Here is a 16,810-nt window from a genome sequence, read left to right as displayed (position 1 = left end):
AAAGAAAACATAAACAGAAAGGAGGAGCGAAAAAGTAAGAACCAACTGCTGATTCGCTCCTTTTTACAGGTGAAAGCAATGACCATTGCAACGATTGATATCGGAGGGACTGGGATTAAGTTTGCTAGTCTCACTTCTGATGGAAAGATTTTAGATAAGACCAGCACCCCAACTCCAGAAACTCTAGAAGATTTGTTGGCTTGGTTGGACCAACGCTTGTCAGAACAGGACTATCGTGGGATTGCTATGAGTGTTCCAGGAGCGGTCAATCAAGAAACAGGAGTGATTGAGGGGATTAGTGCCATTCCTTATATCCATGGTTTTTCATGGTATGAGACCCTTGCTCATCACCAGCTACCTGTCCATCTAGAAAATGATGCCAACTGTGTTGGACTTAGTGAACTGCTAGCTCATCCGGAGATTGAAAATGCAGCCTGTGTTGTCATTGGCACAGGGATCGGTGGAGCCATGATTATCAATGGCAAAATTCACCGTGGTCGCCATGGATTGGGTGGAGAGTTTGGTTACATGACAACTATCGAACCAGCGGAAAAACTCAATAACTGGTCACAACTAGCTTCTACAGGAAACATGGTTCGTTATGTGATTGAAAAATCAGGTCAGTCAGACTGGGATGGCCGAAAGGTTTATCAAGAGGCTGCAGCAGGCAATGCCCTTTGCCAAGAAGCCATTGAGCGTATGAATCGTAATCTAGCTCAAGGATTACTCAATATCCAGTATCTAATCGACCCAGATGTCATTAGCCTAGGTGGCTCTATCAGTCAGAACCCAGATTTTATCAAAGGGGTGCAAAAAGCGGTAGACGTCTTTGTGGAAAGATATGAAGAGTATACAATTGCGCCAGTCATCCAAGCCTGCACCTATCAGGCAGATGCTAATCTCTACGGTGCTCTTGTCAACTGGTTACAGGAGGAGAACCAATGGTAATTTTTACAGGACTTAGTTCCAAACAAGCGCAAGCTATGGAAGTATTAAAAAATCACATCTCTCTACCGGATGTAGAGGTGGCAGTCGCTCAGTCTGATCAGGGCTCCATCTCTATCAAGGGTGAGGGTGGCCACTATCAATTGACCTATCGAAAACCTCATCAACTCTATCGTGCCTTGTCTGTGCTAGCAACAGCTTTAGCAGAAGGTGATAAGGTAGAGATTGAAGAGCAGGCGGCTTATGAAGATTTAGCCTATATGGCGGACTGTTCGCGAAATGCCGTGCTCAATGTCGCATCTGCCAAACAGATGATTGAAGTCTTGGCTCTCATGGGTTATTCAACCTTTGAGCTCTATATGGAAGACACCTATCAGATTGAGGGGCAACCTTACTTTGGTTATTTCCGTGGAGCGTATTCAGCTGAAGAGTTACAGGAAATTGAAGCATACGCCCAGCAGTTTGACATGACCTTTGTCCCATGCATCCAGACCTTGGCCCACTTGTCAGCCTTTGTCAAATGGGGTGTCAAGGAAGTGCAGCAACTCCGCGATGTAGAAGACATTCTCCTCATCGGTGAAGAAAAAGTCTACGACCTGATTGACGGTATGTTTGCGACGTTATCTAAACTACAAACTCGCAAGGTCAACATCGGGATGGATGAAGCTCACCTGGTTGGTTTGGGACGCTACCTTATCCTGAACGGTATTGTGGACCGTAGTCTCCTTATGTGTCAACACTTGGAGCGCGTGCTGGATATTGCGGACAAGTACGGTTTCCACTGCCAGATGTGGAGCGATATGTTCTTCAAGCTCATGTCAGCAGATGGCCAGTACGACCGTGAGGTGGAAATTCCAGAAGAAACGCGTGTTTACCTTGACCGTCTCAAAGACCGTGTGACCTTGGTTTACTGGGATTATTATCAAGATAGCGAGGAAAAATACAACCGAAACTTCCGTAATCACCATAAGATTAGTCAGGATATTGCCTTTGCTGGTGGTGCCTGGAAGTGGATTGGTTTTACGCCCCACAACCAATTTAGTCGCTTAGTAGCTATTGAAGCCAATAAAGCCTGCCGTGCCAACCAGATCAAGGAAGTCATCGTGACAGGATGGGCAGATAATGGTGGGGAAACAGCCCAGTTCTCTATTCTACCAAGTCTGCAAATCTGGGCGGAACTCAGCTATCGCAATGATTTAGAGCGTCTATCTGCCCACTTCAAGACCAATACAGGTCTATCAGTTGAGGACTTCATGCAGCTGGATCTAGCCAACCTCTTGCCAGACCTACCAGGTAATATACATGGTATCAACCCCAACCGCTATGTCTTCTATCAGGATATTCTCTGCCCAATTCTCGACAAGCACATGACTCCTGAACAGGACAAACCGCACTTTGCTCAGGCAGCTGAGATTCTTACTGACATTAAAGAAAAAGCGGGTGTCTACGCCTATCTCTTTGAAACTCAGGCCCAGTTGAACCAGATTTTAAGCAGTAAAGTGGATGTGGGCCGACGCCTCCGTCAAGCCTATCAAGCAGGTGATAAAGAGAGCTTGCAACAAATCGCTAGAGGAGAATTGCCAAAACTCAGAAGCCAGATTGAAATCTTCCATGCTCTCTTTAGTCAACAATGGTTGAAAGAAAACAAGGTCTTTGGCTTGGATACAGTGGACATCCGTATGGGTGGCCTATTGCAACGAATCAAGCGAGCAGAAAGTCGCATTGAAAACTACCTAGCAGGCGAAATCTCTCGTATCGACGAACTAGAAGTAGACATCCTGCCATTTAATGATTTCTACGGGGATAAGGACTTCGCAGCAACGACAGCCAACCAGTGGCATACTATTGCGACAGCTTCGACCATTTATACAACCTAGGAAAACTCTATTCAGGAAGAAAGTTTCTCGTGAAACATCCTTCTTATATAAAAAAGCTCTCCACATAAAATAATTTGTGGAGTTTTTTCTATAATTTGTAGTTTAAACTGTCCTAAAAATAAGAGTATACTATTTTTGTAAACGTTATCAAGTCTAAAAAATGTGAGATTATGAAGTTTTAGAAAATAAAAAGGGAGGAAATTATGAACAAGTTTTCAAAAACTTTAAGAGATAATTGGATTTTTCTCTTAATGGTTCTACCAGGAACAATTTGGTTGATTTTATTCTTCTACATTCCAGTTTTTGGGAATGTGGTTGCCTTCAAAGACTACCATATGACTGGTGAAGGATTCGTCCACAGTATTATAAATAGTAAATGGGTTGGACTAGATAACTTTAAATTCTTGTTTAGTTCAAAAGATGCCTTTGTCATCACTCGAAACACTGTACTTTACAACCTTGGATTTATCTTTATCGGTTTGGTTGTGTCAGTTGGTATCGCCATTATCCTTAGTGAACTTCGCTCTAAGCAAATGGTTAAAATCTACCAAACATCTATGTTGTTCCCTTACTTCCTATCTTGGGTTATCATCAGTTTCTTTACAGATGCTTTCCTAAACATCGATAAAGGGCTTATCAACCACACCTTAGAAGCTCTTGGAATGAAGGGTATTAACTTCTACGCTGATGTAAGCATCTGGCCTTACCTTCTCCTTTTCCTAGGTATCTGGAAAGGCTTTGGATATAGTAGTGTGATGTACTACGCAACTATCATGGGTATTGACCCAACTTACTACGAAGCAGCGACAGTGGACGGTGCTAGCAAATGGCAACGTATCCGTAACGTAACCATCCCTCAGTTGACTCCGCTTGTGACAGTATTGACCATCCTTGCAGTCGGAAATATCTTCCGTGCAGACTTCGGTCTTTTCTACCAAATCCCTCACAACGCTGGTCAGCTCTATAGCGTAACAAACGTATTGGACGTTTATGTCTTTAACGGATTGACCCAAACAGCAGATATCGGTATGGCATCAGCAGCCGGTCTCTATCAGTCAGTCGTCGGTTTGATTCTCGTTATCCTATCAAACTTACTTGCAAGACGTGTTGATCCTAACTCAGCACTATTCTAGAAAGGAGGAGCATATGGCAAAAAAAATTCAAAAAGAAAAAATTGATAATGTTGGCATACACTCCTTCAGCAAAAAGGCAGATATCTTCTTTAGTATCATATCTGGTTTGCTGGCCTTCTCTTGTATCTTGCCTTTCATCTTCGTAATCATTATTTCAATTACAGATGAGAAGAGTATTGTTCAATATGGATATAGTTTCTTCCCTTCCAAGTTTGGTGTAGATGGATTCCAATTCTTGGCTCAGTTTAAAGACAAAATTTTACAAGCGCTCTTTATCTCAGCCTTTGTGACAGTTGTCGGTACATTGACAAACGTATTTATCACAACAACATACGCTTATGCCATCTCACGTTCAACATTTAAGTATCGCAAATTCTTTACAATCTTTGCTCTTCTTAGTATGTTGTTCAATGCTGGTTTGGTACCAGGCTATATCGTGGTAACTCAGTTACTTCACTTGGGTGATACTATTTGGGCCTTGATTGTTCCGATGCTTCTATCACCATTCAACATCATGTTGATGCGGTCTTTCTTCAAGAAAACCATTCCAGAAGCAATCCTCGAATCAGCTCGTATCGATGGAGCTAGTGAAGCTCGTATCTTCTTCCAAATCTGTTTGCCACTGTCATTACCAGGCATCGCAACGATTACACTGTTGACAGCGCTTGGATTCTGGAACGACTGGTTCAATGCCCTTCTTTACATCAAGAGTGACAACTTGTATCCATTGCAATATTTGCTCATGCAAATTCAAAACAACATGGATTACATTGCTAAGTCAGTTGGGATGTCAGGACAACTTGCAGTTGCCCTACCAAAAGAAACAGGTCGTATGGCCATGGTCGTAGTTGCGACTGTTCCAATTGCGATTCTCTATCCATTCTTCCAACGCTACTTTGTAAAAGGTTTAACTATCGGTGGTGTTAAAGAATAAGAGACGCTGAGAAACAAGCTTTCTCTACCCTATCTAACTTTTCTTTGTTGAAGAGTAGATCACTAAAATTGTTTTAAATTTAAAAATAAAAAAAGGAGTTTTTATCATGAAAAACTGGAAAAAATATGCTTTTGCATCTGCTAGCCTTGTAGCTTTAGCTGCTAGCCTCGCTGCTTGTGGGAACCTTAAAGGTAACAACCAAAAAGCTGCTGACTCAGCTTCAGGTGACAAAACTGTTATCAAAATGTACCAAATCGGTGACAAACCAGATAACTTGGATGAATTGCTAGAAAATGCAAACAAAATCATCGGAGAAAAAGTTGGTGCTAAATTAGATATCCAATACCTTGGATGGGGTGACTACAGCAAGAAAATGTCAGTTATCACTTCATCAGGTGAAAACTATGATATCGCATTTGCAGATAACTACGTTGTAAACGCTCAAAAAGGTGCTTATGCTGACTTGACAGAATTGTACAAGAAAGAAGGAGCTGACCTATACAAAGCACTTGACCCAGCTTACATCAAAGGTAACACTGTAAACGGTAAAATCTATGCAGTTCCAGTTGCAGCCAACGTTGCATCTTCACAAAACTTTGCTTTCAACGGCCCACTTCTTGAAAAATATGGAATCGATATCTCAGGTGTAACTTCATACGAAACACTTGAACCAGTATTGAAACAAATCAAAGAAAAAGCTCCAGACGTAATGCCATTCGCTGTTGGTAAAAACTTTATCCCATCAGAAAACTTTGACTACCCAGTTGCAAATGGTCTTCCATTCGTTATCGACCTTGAAGGTGACACTACTAAGATCGTAAACCGTTACGAAGTTCCTCGTTTCGTAGAGCACTTGAAGACCCTTCACAAATACTATGAAGCAGGATACATTCCAAAAGACGTAGCAACAAGTGAAACTTCATATGACCTTACTCAAGATACTTGGCTTGTTCGTGAAGAAACAGTAGGACCAGCTGACTACGGTAGCAGCTTGCTTTCTCGTGTTGCTAACAGAGACATCCAAATCAAACCATTTACTAACTTCATCAAGAAAAACCAAACAACTCAAGTTGCAAACTTTGTAATCTCAAACAACTCTAAGAACAAAGAAAAAGCAATGGAAGTGTTGAACCTCTTGAACACTAACCCAGAACTCTTGAACGGACTTGTTTATGGACCAGAAGGCAAGAACTGGGAAAAAGTAGCAGGTAAAGAAAACCGTGTTAAAGTCCTTGATGGATACAAAGGAAACACTCACATGTCAGGATGGAACACTGGTAACAACTGGATCCTTTACATCAACGAAAATGTTACAGATGAACAAATTGCACAATCTAAGAAAGACTTGGAAACTGCAAAAGAATCTCCAGCGCTTGGATTCATCTTCAACACTGACAACGTGAAATCTGAAATCTCAGCTATCACTAACACTATGCAACAATTCGATACAGCTATCAACACTGGTACTGTAGACCCAGAAAAAGCTATTCCAGAATTGATGGAAAAACTTAAATCTGAAGGTGCTTACCAAAAAGTATTGGATGAAATGCAAAAACAATACGACGAATTCTTGAAAAACAAAAAATCTTAAGAATAATTGATTTCGTGTATTCATTCCTAAAAGATGCGATCACTACCTTGTCTGGAGTTTTCCAGACGGGGTGGTGATTCTTTTTTTGAGCAAATACATATAATTATCTGTGTTTGAAATCCAGACATTTGCCTTACAAGTAGCGTTGATAATAGGTACATGAAAAAATACCATCTACTCCTAAAAATCAGTGCAATTTTTTCTGGATTCGAAATCTTATCAGTCTTGTTTTTTTTGGATCATGATAGGTAATTTAGTCAAGACAGGCCATGGATATCTTTTTGTTAATTTTTCTTCTTCAAATATTTAATTAAAACAAGATCTGAAAATGGGTCTTGTTTTTTATTTTTCGGTCAAATAAATTGCATTCGCTTTCTTGGGAGAGTATACTGGTATAGTTGAATGAAAATTTCTGATAATTTAATCTTAGAAAAGAGAAGCAAATGTCAAAAGATATTCGAGTTTTACTTTACTATAAATATGTTCCAATCGAAAACGCAGAACAATTTGCGGCTGACCACTTGGCTTTCTGTAAGTCTATTGGCCTCAAGGGCCGTATCCTAGTGGCTGACGAAGGGATCAACGGAACTGTTTCTGGTGACTACCAAACAACACAAAAATACATGGACTACGTTCACAGCCTTCCAGGGATGGAAGACCTCTGGTTCAAGATTGACGAAGAAAGTGAGCAAGCCTTCAAGAAGATGTTTGTTCGCTACAAAAAGGAAATTGTTCACCTTGGTTTAGAGGATAATAACTTTGATAACGACATCAATCCTCTTGAAACAACAGGTGCTTACTTGTCTCCAAAAGAATTTAAAGAAGCTCTTCTAGACGAGGATACAGTGGTCCTTGATACTCGTAATGACTATGAGTACGATCTTGGACACTTCCGTGGGGCTATCCGTCCAGATATCCGCAACTTCCGTGAATTACCACAATGGGTTCGTGATAACAAGGAAAAATTCATGGATAAACGTGTCGTTGTTTACTGTACAGGTGGAGTCCGCTGTGAGAAATTCTCGGGTTGGATGGTACGTGAAGGCTACAAAGATGTCGGTCAATTGCACGGAGGAATTGCGACTTATGGGAAAGATCCAGAAGTTCAAGGGGAACTTTGGGATGGGAAAATGTATGTCTTTGACGAACGTATTGCAGTCGATGTCAACCATGTCAATCCAACTATCGTAGGGAAAGACTGGTTTGATGGAACACCATGTGAACGCTATGTCAACTGTGGAAATCCTTTCTGTAACCGCCGTATCTTGACATCAGAAGACAACGAAGACAAATATCTTCGTGGTTGCTCACACGAGTGTCGTGTTCACCCACGTAATCGCTATGTTTTAGAGCATGAATTGACACAAGATCAAGTTATCGAGCGTTTAGCAAAAATTGGTGAGAGCCTAGATCATTCAGAAGTTGTATAATAAACATTAACAGTCCTAAAGGGCTGTTTTTCTATGCTTTTGACTAAAAAATCTTAAATTTGTTTCTGCATCTTTCAGGAAAATGGTGTATACTATATGTAATCGATTTCAAAGGAGACCATTATGGTTAAAACATTTTTTATTCCAAATAAACAAAGTATTTTAGGACAACAGGAGATTTTAACAGCTAAGTCAGTTTTGGCCCTAGTAGAAGGCTTAGAGTCACATAGTTATGATGCAGTTTACCTCCGTCAACCTCTCAATCGCCTTGAGTATATCGAGTGTGGGATCGTAGGTAAGTCTCAATTTCTCTTTAAAGTTCGATATCTAGATGCTCAAAAAGGCTATCAAGTAATCATTCCTGACTTGATTACAAGAGCTGACTGGGAAATTGTAGAAGGGCTCTTGCGGGCTTTGTCTAGCAAGGTTGGTGAAGCAGTTGAAGGCTTGGCAGACTTTGATTTGGAAGACTATTTCCAAGAAACTGTTAAAAACTATCTAGCTGATAAAGCTGCTCGTTTAGGTTCCTGCCAAGGAATTCTTTCACCTGTTTACTTTGATAAGAAGGACTTAGAAAGCTTTCTAGAAGAAGATGGAGTGGCACGTTTTGAAGAGTTAGTTAAGAGGGTTCAAGAATCAGATGCATATCCTTCCAGTGCTAAATTCTATCCAGATGGTGAAGGTAAGGTTCATGGGGTCTATCACCTAGCTCAGGGAGTAAAAACCATTTTGCCAAAAGAACCGGTAATTCCTGCTCCTTACGTTGAGCAATTGGTAGGCAAGGAACTTATTTGGGAGATTGATTTGGTAAAAATCTCTGGAGATGGTTCAAAACCAGAAGACTATGAAGCAGTAGCTAGACTGGATTATCAAGCCTTTTTAGGAGCTTTGCCAAAAGAACTTTATCAGGACTTAGATGCTAACCAAGTAGAAGTAGGACCTGTTTTAGGGGAAGATTTTGAGAACTTAGTAAAAGGTAACTAGAGGCATAAATGAAAGATATTGGTTTTAAATAATGTGAAAAGGCAGATCGTTTGATCTGCTTTTTGTGTACACAAAAAAACCTGTCAGAGTGACAGGTTTTTATCTTACATAAAAGAAAGAATTCGAAGATAGTCGAAAACAAGTGCCATTTCTGCTAGAAAGAAGAGAAATAGAACACCACCGTTGACTAGGAAAGCTAAGAGAAGGCGATAGAAGGGATCAGTTTGCCTATCCTTACTAGGTCTTGAGATGATGTAGAGATTGGCCAAGAGAGTCAGAGCAATGCTAATGAGGCAGAGAAGAGCCGCAAAACGTAGACTATTAAAGAAGGCAAAGAAACTCGCAATACCCGTGAGCAGGATAGGAAGGGCGAAGAGCCTGCTGTGTTCTTGCAAGGTTTTTTCCAGTGTCCAGTCACTGTCCTGGTCGACAAAGCGTTTGACTACAAATCCACCCATGAGAATTGAAAAGAAGAAGAGACTTGTCGCTACTAGGATGGAGAAGACCGAGAAGAGATTGAGAGACGGGAATTGTTCCATGAAGTGAGCATCGATGCTTGTCATACGACCATAGTAGCCTTGTTTGGCGTGATAAACTGTAAAGAGGAAACTTGTGGCAGAAAAGATAGTTAGGAGCGCAAAGGCGTTATAACTATGTTTTTTATCTGTATCAATGCTTGCTGTTGGCTCTTTAAGAGCACCTAGTAGCCAAGTCCAAAAATCAGCCAATTCTTCTTTGAAGATTGCAGTTTTTGTAGGTGTAGGGTCTGGTAAAAATGGGCTTTCCAAAGATTTGCTGGTTAAAGGTTTGCTTGTCTGAGAAACTTCTTTAACAGGTTCTTCTGACTTGTCTGTCTTTGTTACCAGTTCTTCTTCAGCTTCTTCAGTTTCTTCTTCTTCTTCAGCCTCTACTTTTTCTAGGTCAGTTTCCTGATTTTCAGGATTGGCTTGAGGATTTTCCTCAACTACTGGCGCCTCTTCTCCTGCCTCTGAATCTTCTTCAAGGAGAACTGAGTCGGATGGGCTATCTTTTTTATCATTGTTGGCTGTTTTTTCGAAATCAGCACTTTCAAACCATTCTTGAGTCATAATAGACCTCCCTTTTTTGATTAATTTTTGAGTAGTAACTACTAGTTGTTTTTATTCATGATTTCTATAAGAAAGCAAGCGATCTCATTTTGGGAAATAGATACGTTGATTCGCTTTTGCGACGAGGAGATCTTGCGTATCTTTTTTTTCTGTTTTGTATGGGTTAGCTAAAGTTTCACCTTTACTACCTCCCCTAGGACTGTCATGTCCGTCTCGGTGCCAACGATAGATTTCACCATGTTCAGTAGAAAAATCTACATTGATTCGGTCAAGTTCCTTTTGGGATAACTCGAGCGAGATAGTTGTTTTGGCCTCAAATTCCACTCGACCATGTACTTGGATATCGTCTGCCATGATATGTTCATGCTCTGCTTTGATGAGACTATCTGTTAGATTTGTTTCAAATACATTGACGATTCCAGCTGTGGTTAATTGGCTATTTTTGATGTCGCTACTAGTGATACGAAGATAGCCATTTGACTGAATCTTGGCATTACTAAGTTTTGCATTAGTGATCGAAAGATCTCCATGTTCGATCTGGGTGGTTAGATTTTTTAATTCTTTTCCTCTTGGTAATGAGAGCACGACTTCATCATTGCGGCTTGAGACTCTGCTTGCGATAAATAGGATACCCTCAATACTAGAACCTATAGAGCGACGCTTAGTTGACTCGGTGTCTGAAATATCAAGAGTTTTTTCTTTGATAGAATTTTGAAGATTTTCTTTTTCAGAGAAGGTTGGATGATACTGGATGTGAATCTTGTCATCGCTTGATTCAGTGATAACGAGCGAATGTTCTTTTAGAGAGATGTTTAGATTTTCAATGTCTTGGTCAAATACAAGTTCTTCCTTACGGCTTTCAAATACTGGTTTTTGAGACATTGCAAGGAGGCTTCTGACACCATCTGTTTGGATCCCGATGATCATCATGGAAAAACCAATGATACTAGTAACAACACCAAAGATAAGAAATCCTTTTGTCCATTTACGCATGTCTTTCACCTCTCTTTCCTCTATTAAGAATCCATTGGATAAGTCGAAGGACTAGTAATCCAAAGAAACGGGTCACATAAGAAGTTGCTAGTAAGACTAGAGACGAAGCCCCAATCGCTAATAAACCTCCTCCAAAAATCAGCACAAAAGCAGATGTCGATTCAGCCAGAATGTAGAAGCTTTCAAATAGGAGAACAGCTCCGAGAACCATCCCAGCTGCTGAAACAGCAAAGAAGGCTAAAAGTACACTAACCGCAGCGATAAAAATCCCGATGATAGCCATGAGAAGACCAATTCCGACTGGAATCCCAATAGGTGCAGCCAGAAGTGCGAGGATTGCGATTTGTAAAACCTGACGGTTGTTCTTATTGGAATTTTCTTCGTTTATTTTCTTATCAAGAAGTGTAGTCAGGACATCATGGGCAGCTTCTTTTGGACTTCCCAGGCTAGCGATAAGGTCCTCCTCACCTTCTGGGCCAGCATCATCAAAGAGTTCTTTGAAGTAATCCATGGCTTCAATGCGATCAGCTTGAGGAAGCTTCATCAGATAGGCTTCAAGCTGATTCAAATATTCAGTTCTTGTCATGGCGAATGCTCCCTTCTATGATGCCGTTGATAGTGTCAGTGTAGAGTGTCCATTCTTCTCGAAGGACAAATAGTTGCTCCTCTCCAATTTCTGTCAAGGAGTAGTACTTGCGCATCCGACCTTGGTATTCGCGAGAGTATGTAGTCAGATAGCGGTTGGTCTCCAGTTTTTTCAAGATGGGGTAGAGAGTAGATTCCTTGATTTTGGCGATGAGTTTAATGGTTTGGCTAATTTCATAACCATAGGAATCCCCTTGTTCTAGAATGGCCAAGATGAGAAATTCAATCAAGGCCGATGATGTTGGAAAATACATGGGGCACCTCCTTTTTTAGTATGTAAAAATTTTATATATAATTATTCTACACATACATCATACATCTAAATGAAAGCCCTGTCAAGTAATATGTGTAAAATTTTTATATATAAAAATCTCCTAGTAAAAACTAGAAGATTGGAGGCTGTTTTGCATTACTTTGAGGCAATGCTTATCTGTAATCCTCATCATAAATGGGTGGAAGATAAAAATACTTGTCTTCAATCTTGATTCTAGCACAGAGGATGCCGTTTTGATAGACATATCCGTTAAATGGAGGATAGCTATCCAAGTTTTTTAGGATATTCTCAGGCAAAGATCTGAAATTGTAATCCCTCAGAGCCCCAGAACCAATCAATCTTTCAGTCCGATAAGCCTTGATTTCTTTTTCATATTTTTTGAGAAATTCTTCTCGTTTGCTTTCAAAGAGAGCCAAATCTTCGTCATCTAACTCGTAATAGCGTTCGTAACCAGCAATCCAAGAAATATAAACACACAGTAAAGATTTTTCTATCTCTGGAGAGTAGCCAATTGTAAAGTAATTTTCTTTGTCGACCTGCCGATTTTCGACTGTGATAGTCTGTATAAAGTTAGTCATGATAATCTCCGTTTCAAGAATGAACTAGAAAAACTTCTCATTTAAAAATCTTTTAGCTCATCAAAGACTTCTATAAATTTTTCTTTGTCCATCCCTAAATCTTCAGGTAGTAAAACTAAGATCTCGATCAAGGCATCATAGATATCCTCTCTCTCGATTGTTTCAATAAAATAGTTACGCTTGTCCATTTTATTGAAACCTTGAGTATACTCTCTTATGAGGACTTCTATGTGTTTCATAGTGTCCTCGTTGGGGTTTTCTAGAAGCTTTATAAGGCTTGCTCTAGTCTTTCTATATAGAGAGGCTGCTTTTTTTGCGTTTGCGGTTGAAATATTTTCTTGTCCATCCCATGAGCGAAATGGATTGTCTAGGTTTTGGGCTAGCCATTCAGCTTTTCTCGGTTTTGTTATCCAAAGATTTAGTCCCTTGTCCTGCTGTTTTTTATAATATTTTTTGGCTACTTTAGCGGCCTCTTCTGGTAAGCTGCTCATCCAAAACATGCTTAATCGAGGTAAATCTTCTGGTTTGGGGATATCCTCTGCAGTAAAGCCAAACAAATCAACGGTTGAAAAATTGATTAACTCTTTTAACTCTGACAATTTATGGAAATTAAGAATATGACCAGGTTTCCCCCACAATCTTAATTCCCTAAGATTTGGATAGTTATTCAAGATTTGTGCAAAGTCTATTTCAAGGATGTTAGAACAATGGATGGCTCCTAAATCTTTTAATCCCAGTGCCTTAGGTAGAGAACTATCAAGTTGTAATCGTAAGCTGGCTCCATGGTCCTTTACAAGTATTTGACAATTGTCGCTCATGTCTCCTAATAAGACTAGCTCCTCCAAATCATCGTTCAATCTAAGTTCCTCTACGCCTGTCAAATCAATGGAAAGCCGATGTATGGATGTCTTAGAAAAATCCAGTTTTGTTTGTCCATGATTCTCAAGAACTAGTTCTGTAATAAAAGGAGTTGACTGTAAATATTCATATATATTTTTGTGCCATCTCGTTAATGTCAACTTAGATAAACAAGGGAAGACTTTTAATTCTAATGCATCTTCAAAAGGCGTCCACTCGTCATTGATATTGTGTTTAGAAATACGGCACTCATTTCCTGTAAATGAAACTTTTTCCTTGCTTTTATCTGCTTTCTTAAATAAATCTCTTTTTTCTTTTGGTATTTCTTGCCATTTCAGTTGCCTATAAATATCGTAACCATTCCCCCAAAACATAGCATATGTGTTTGTGCTTTCGGTTGTTAATGGTGTTGTATTACCAATAAAAATATAATGTGACGGTACATGAATATCAACATTACTGAGATGTAAGTTTCTTTCCCAGTACATAAAATCTATATAGAGTGGCTTCAAAGAAGATAGTTCTTCTTCTCTAAGAGGTTGTTTTCCTGACCAGTCTAAAGACAGTAGGACAGCCTGCGGCTTTTTCTCCCCCTCTTCTATCTTGGTTATCTGACAAGCTGTGTATTTTTTTAGATGGAAATTGTAAACACAATAGACGTCCCCTGCTTTTGCTAGCATACAAATTTCTCCTTATATGATTCGATGGTCCTGGGTTAATCGAGATTTTTTATCTAATCAAAATTTCTTAATGGTGTTAAAACAATTATGAATGTAGACGTTTATAATTTCAACTTTAGCATCGCTTCAACTATCAATTCCGAAAGTAATAACCTTTTATGTACCCAAACAGTGCTACTCCTAAAAAATTGTAACCGAAGTTTTCCTAGCTTTATTATATCATTTTTGCGCATAGTAAGAGTAGTATGCTTGGTAAATCTATACTTTGTAAAATGTTGTGAAGATCCAAAAAACCAGACTCAGTCTGGCTTGAAAAGTGTGTTTATCTGTGGTAAATTCTAAAATCTTTTTAGAGGATTTTATCCGATTTATCCACCATAAAGAGGGCGACCGTCATGATGATATCAATGACTAGGAGGGTAATAACAGCTGGGACCCAGGAATGGAAGATGTCAAAGCTGTAACCAAAGAGGGTTGGGCCGATGGCTGCCAAAATATAGCCTCCGGTCTGGGCAAGTCCAGACAATTGGGCCGTCTTTTCAGGCGAGCTTGTTTTGATGGAGAAGCAAACCATGAGATAAGGGAAAAGAGCGCTACAGGCAGTACCAATCAAGAGATGCGCTACTAACCAGTAGAGGAAACTATTGCTCGGGTATAAGAGCATGGCAATTCCAAGCAATCCAGCGATAGAGATGACTGTCAGCATGATTTGACGGTGACGATTGGACAAACGAGTCGTTAAACTTGGAATAGTCATAGAGAAGGGGATACTAGTTAGAGAAAAGATCGAAGCTAAAAGACCGGCATCTGTGTGAGATAAGCCAGCACTGATTGCCATGGTAGGTAACCAGGTCATACTGGTATAGAAGAGTAAGGACTGAAGTCCACCGAATACAATAATAGCCCAAACTTCCTTGTTTTTTAAGATATTCTCTTTCTTTTGTTTTTTCTCACTTCCTTTTAGAAAATGATTGTGACGATGATTGGGGAACCAGGCAACTAAAGTTAGTAGGCAGACCAAGGATAAACAGAGAATCAAGCCTTTCCAAGAGCTTACTTGAGTAATGGGTACAGAGAGATAGGAGGCAAGAGCCGTTGTAATCCCCATAGAGGTCACATAGATGGTTGTCAGAAAGCCAATCTTTTGTGGGTGATTGGCCTGAATGGCGCTAGGAAGGAGCACGTTAAAGATCGCAATACTTGCTCCGATGAGTAAAGTCCCTAGATAGAGTAGAGGAAGATTAAAGATACGAATCACTGAACCTATGGTCAATACGATAAGACTATAGGTGAAAAGGTGCTCGAGTCCAATTTTTTGAGCTAAACGAGTCGCAAAAGAGGAGAAGAGGGCAAACATCAAGAGAGGGAGACTGGTCAAAACACCAAGTGAACTAACTTCCACGCCTAAACCTTGGGCAATATCACCTAAAATAGTCGGTAAAGCTGTGAAAGGAGCTCTTAAGACCGCTCCGATTAAGATAATTCCTAGAATAAAAAAGAGTGATCGTTTTTTCATGTGAACCTCAATAAGCTGATTTTGATAACAGCTTATTTTAATTTTTTTCCCTAAAGATGTCAAGCTAACGTGAGGTAATCCTCGACTTTCCCAAAGGAAATCATAGAAAATAAGGACAATATATTTACTAGTTTTTTTCTGGGATTCAAATAAAAATAGGAAAGTCTGAAAAATTGTGATAAAATAGTGAAAGAAAATATTTAGGAGACTGTAAGTGATTCAACAAATCGATAATTTAATCGTCTCTATTGTGATTAGTGCTTATAATGAAGAAAAATATTTACCGGTCTTAATTGAAGATTTAAAAAGACAGACATATAATAAAGAAAATATTGAAATTCTATTTATTAATGCAATGTCCACAGATAATACAACCGATATTATTCAGCGATTTATCTCTGAGAATACTGAATTTAGGTCAATTAGATTGTATGATAACCCTAAAAAGAATCAAGCAAGTGGCTTTAATTTAGGGATTAAGAATTCTAATGGAGACCTTATTTTGAAGATTGATGCGCACTCCAAAGTCACAGAGAATTTTGTGAGGAATAATGTTGAGCTAATTAATCAGGGAGAGTATATCTGTGGTGGCCCTAGACCGACGATTGTTGAAGACGAAGGGAAGTGGTCAGAAGCTTTACATATCGTTGAAGAAAATATGTTTGGAAGTAGCATCGCAGATTATCGAAACAGCTCTCAAGACAGATATGTTTCTTCAATTTTTCATGGTATGTACCGTCGAGAAGTTTTTGAGAAAGCTGGTCTAGTCGATGAACAGCTCGGAAGAACAGAAGACAATGAACTTCATTATCGTATCAGAAATCACGGATATAAGATAAGATTTAGTCCTAACGTTTTATCTTATCAATATATTCGACCCACATTTAAAAAGATGCTCCATCAAAAGTATTCAAATGGTCTATGGATTGGATTGACAACTCATGTTAAACCAAAATGTCTATCTATTTTTCACTATGTTCCCTTTGCTTTTGTGTTAAGTATTATTGTAAGTACTATATTACTACCTTTTTCTCCATTGTTTTTAATGTTTCTAGTAGCAGTTTATAGCCTATTTGTAATTTCATTGACTATACTTACCTTATTGAAACATAAAAATGTAGCATTGCTCTTAATGCCATTTATGCTGTTTTCAATCCATTTTGCCTACGGCATAGGCACAATAGTTGGGTTGATTAAAGGTTTTAAATGGAAAAAAAGTTATAAATCTGAAATTCAGTATTTAAATTAAGACTCTTTATCTCATGCTCAATTAAACATTTTCTC

At 39.3% G+C, this 16,810-nt stretch carries 15 protein-coding genes; 8 read left to right on the top strand and 7 right to left on the bottom strand.

Annotated features, from left to right (window positions below; all coding sequences use genetic code 11):
• The first annotated feature begins 78 nt into the window (after positions 1 to 78).
• The 7 genes from ACVAMZ_RS09140 (at position 79) to ACVAMZ_RS09110 (ending at position 8,894) form a co-directional block, all read left to right on the top strand.
• Entirely contained in the window at positions 79 to 948 is an 870-nt protein-coding gene (locus ACVAMZ_RS09140; RefSeq protein ID WP_461684638.1) for an ROK family protein, read from the top strand.
• A complete protein-coding gene (locus ACVAMZ_RS09135) occupies positions 942 to 2,822 on the top strand; it encodes a beta-N-acetylhexosaminidase (protein ID WP_461684637.1) in 1,881 nt (626 codons plus the stop codon). Before ACVAMZ_RS09140 ends, ACVAMZ_RS09135 begins: the two co-directional genes overlap by 7 nt.
• Positions 2,823 to 3,025: 203 nt before the next feature.
• Positions 3,026 to 3,955, top strand: coding sequence for an ABC transporter permease (locus tag ACVAMZ_RS09130; protein ID WP_006151078.1), 930 nt, complete (start codon positions 3,026 to 3,028; stop codon positions 3,953 to 3,955).
• Positions 3,956 to 3,968: 13 nt separating this feature from the next.
• Positions 3,969 to 4,889, top strand: coding sequence for a carbohydrate ABC transporter permease (locus tag ACVAMZ_RS09125; protein WP_036756344.1), 921 nt, complete (start codon positions 3,969 to 3,971; stop codon positions 4,887 to 4,889).
• Between the two features lie 106 nt (positions 4,890 to 4,995).
• Positions 4,996 to 6,480: an ABC transporter substrate-binding protein gene (locus ACVAMZ_RS09120; RefSeq protein WP_414254572.1), complete on the top strand. Its 1,485-nt coding sequence runs from the start codon at positions 4,996 to 4,998 to the stop codon at positions 6,478 to 6,480.
• A 443-nt stretch (positions 6,481 to 6,923) separates the two neighbouring features.
• Entirely contained in the window at positions 6,924 to 7,910 is a 987-nt protein-coding gene (trhO, locus tag ACVAMZ_RS09115) for an oxygen-dependent tRNA uridine(34) hydroxylase TrhO (protein WP_461684636.1), read from the top strand.
• A 123-nt stretch (positions 7,911 to 8,033) separates the two neighbouring features.
• Positions 8,034 to 8,894, top strand: coding sequence for a DUF4299 family protein (locus ACVAMZ_RS09110; protein WP_461684635.1), 861 nt, complete (start codon positions 8,034 to 8,036; stop codon positions 8,892 to 8,894).
• Positions 8,895 to 8,998: 104 nt separating this feature from the next.
• Here the strand turns inward: ACVAMZ_RS09110 and ACVAMZ_RS09105 are convergent, their stop codons facing one another.
• From ACVAMZ_RS09105 to ACVAMZ_RS09075, 7 genes are all read right to left on the bottom strand, one after another.
• Positions 8,999 to 9,982: a DUF6574 domain-containing protein gene (locus ACVAMZ_RS09105; RefSeq protein ID WP_461684634.1), complete on the bottom strand. Its 984-nt coding sequence runs from the start codon at positions 9,980 to 9,982 to the stop codon at positions 8,999 to 9,001.
• An 84-nt stretch (positions 9,983 to 10,066) separates the two neighbouring features.
• Positions 10,067 to 10,975, bottom strand: coding sequence for a DUF4097 family beta strand repeat-containing protein (locus ACVAMZ_RS09100; protein WP_414254577.1), 909 nt, complete (start codon positions 10,973 to 10,975; stop codon positions 10,067 to 10,069).
• Positions 10,968 to 11,561 carry a DUF1700 domain-containing protein gene (locus ACVAMZ_RS09095; protein ID WP_461684633.1) on the bottom strand — a complete coding sequence of 198 codons (594 nt, stop codon included), beginning with the start codon at positions 11,559 to 11,561 and terminating at the stop codon, positions 10,968 to 10,970. Before ACVAMZ_RS09095 ends, ACVAMZ_RS09100 begins: the two co-directional genes overlap by 8 nt.
• Complete coding sequence (locus ACVAMZ_RS09090; protein WP_049526196.1) at positions 11,548 to 11,874, bottom strand: PadR family transcriptional regulator; 327 nt, start codon at positions 11,872 to 11,874, stop codon at positions 11,548 to 11,550. The genes ACVAMZ_RS09095 and ACVAMZ_RS09090 overlap by 14 nt, the downstream gene beginning before the upstream one ends.
• A gap of 172 nt (positions 11,875 to 12,046) precedes the next feature.
• Positions 12,047 to 12,472, bottom strand: a complete 426-nt coding sequence (locus tag ACVAMZ_RS09085) for a hypothetical protein (protein ID WP_461684632.1) — start codon at positions 12,470 to 12,472, stop codon at positions 12,047 to 12,049.
• Between the two features lie 41 nt (positions 12,473 to 12,513).
• On the bottom strand, positions 12,514 to 14,010 hold the full coding sequence (locus ACVAMZ_RS09080) for a gliding motility protein (RefSeq protein WP_461684631.1): 1,497 nt from the start codon (positions 14,008 to 14,010) through the stop codon (positions 12,514 to 12,516).
• Between the two features lie 349 nt (positions 14,011 to 14,359).
• Entirely contained in the window at positions 14,360 to 15,526 is a 1,167-nt protein-coding gene (locus ACVAMZ_RS09075; protein ID WP_049494428.1) for a CynX/NimT family MFS transporter, read from the bottom strand.
• Between the two features lie 214 nt (positions 15,527 to 15,740).
• On the opposite strand from ACVAMZ_RS09075, the gene ACVAMZ_RS09070 reads away from it, so the two are divergent.
• The gene (locus tag ACVAMZ_RS09070; protein ID WP_461684630.1) at positions 15,741 to 16,775 is read left to right on the top strand and encodes a glycosyltransferase family 2 protein; all 1,035 of its coding nucleotides are present in this window, start codon (positions 15,741 to 15,743) and stop codon (positions 16,773 to 16,775) included.
• The last annotated feature ends 35 nt before the right edge of the window (positions 16,776 to 16,810 follow it).

It is taken from the genome of Streptococcus sp. KHUD_017 (assembly GCF_054861245.1).
The sequence above is the reverse complement of the archived record's forward strand: the minus strand, read 5'-3'. Positions and strand labels throughout refer to the sequence as shown.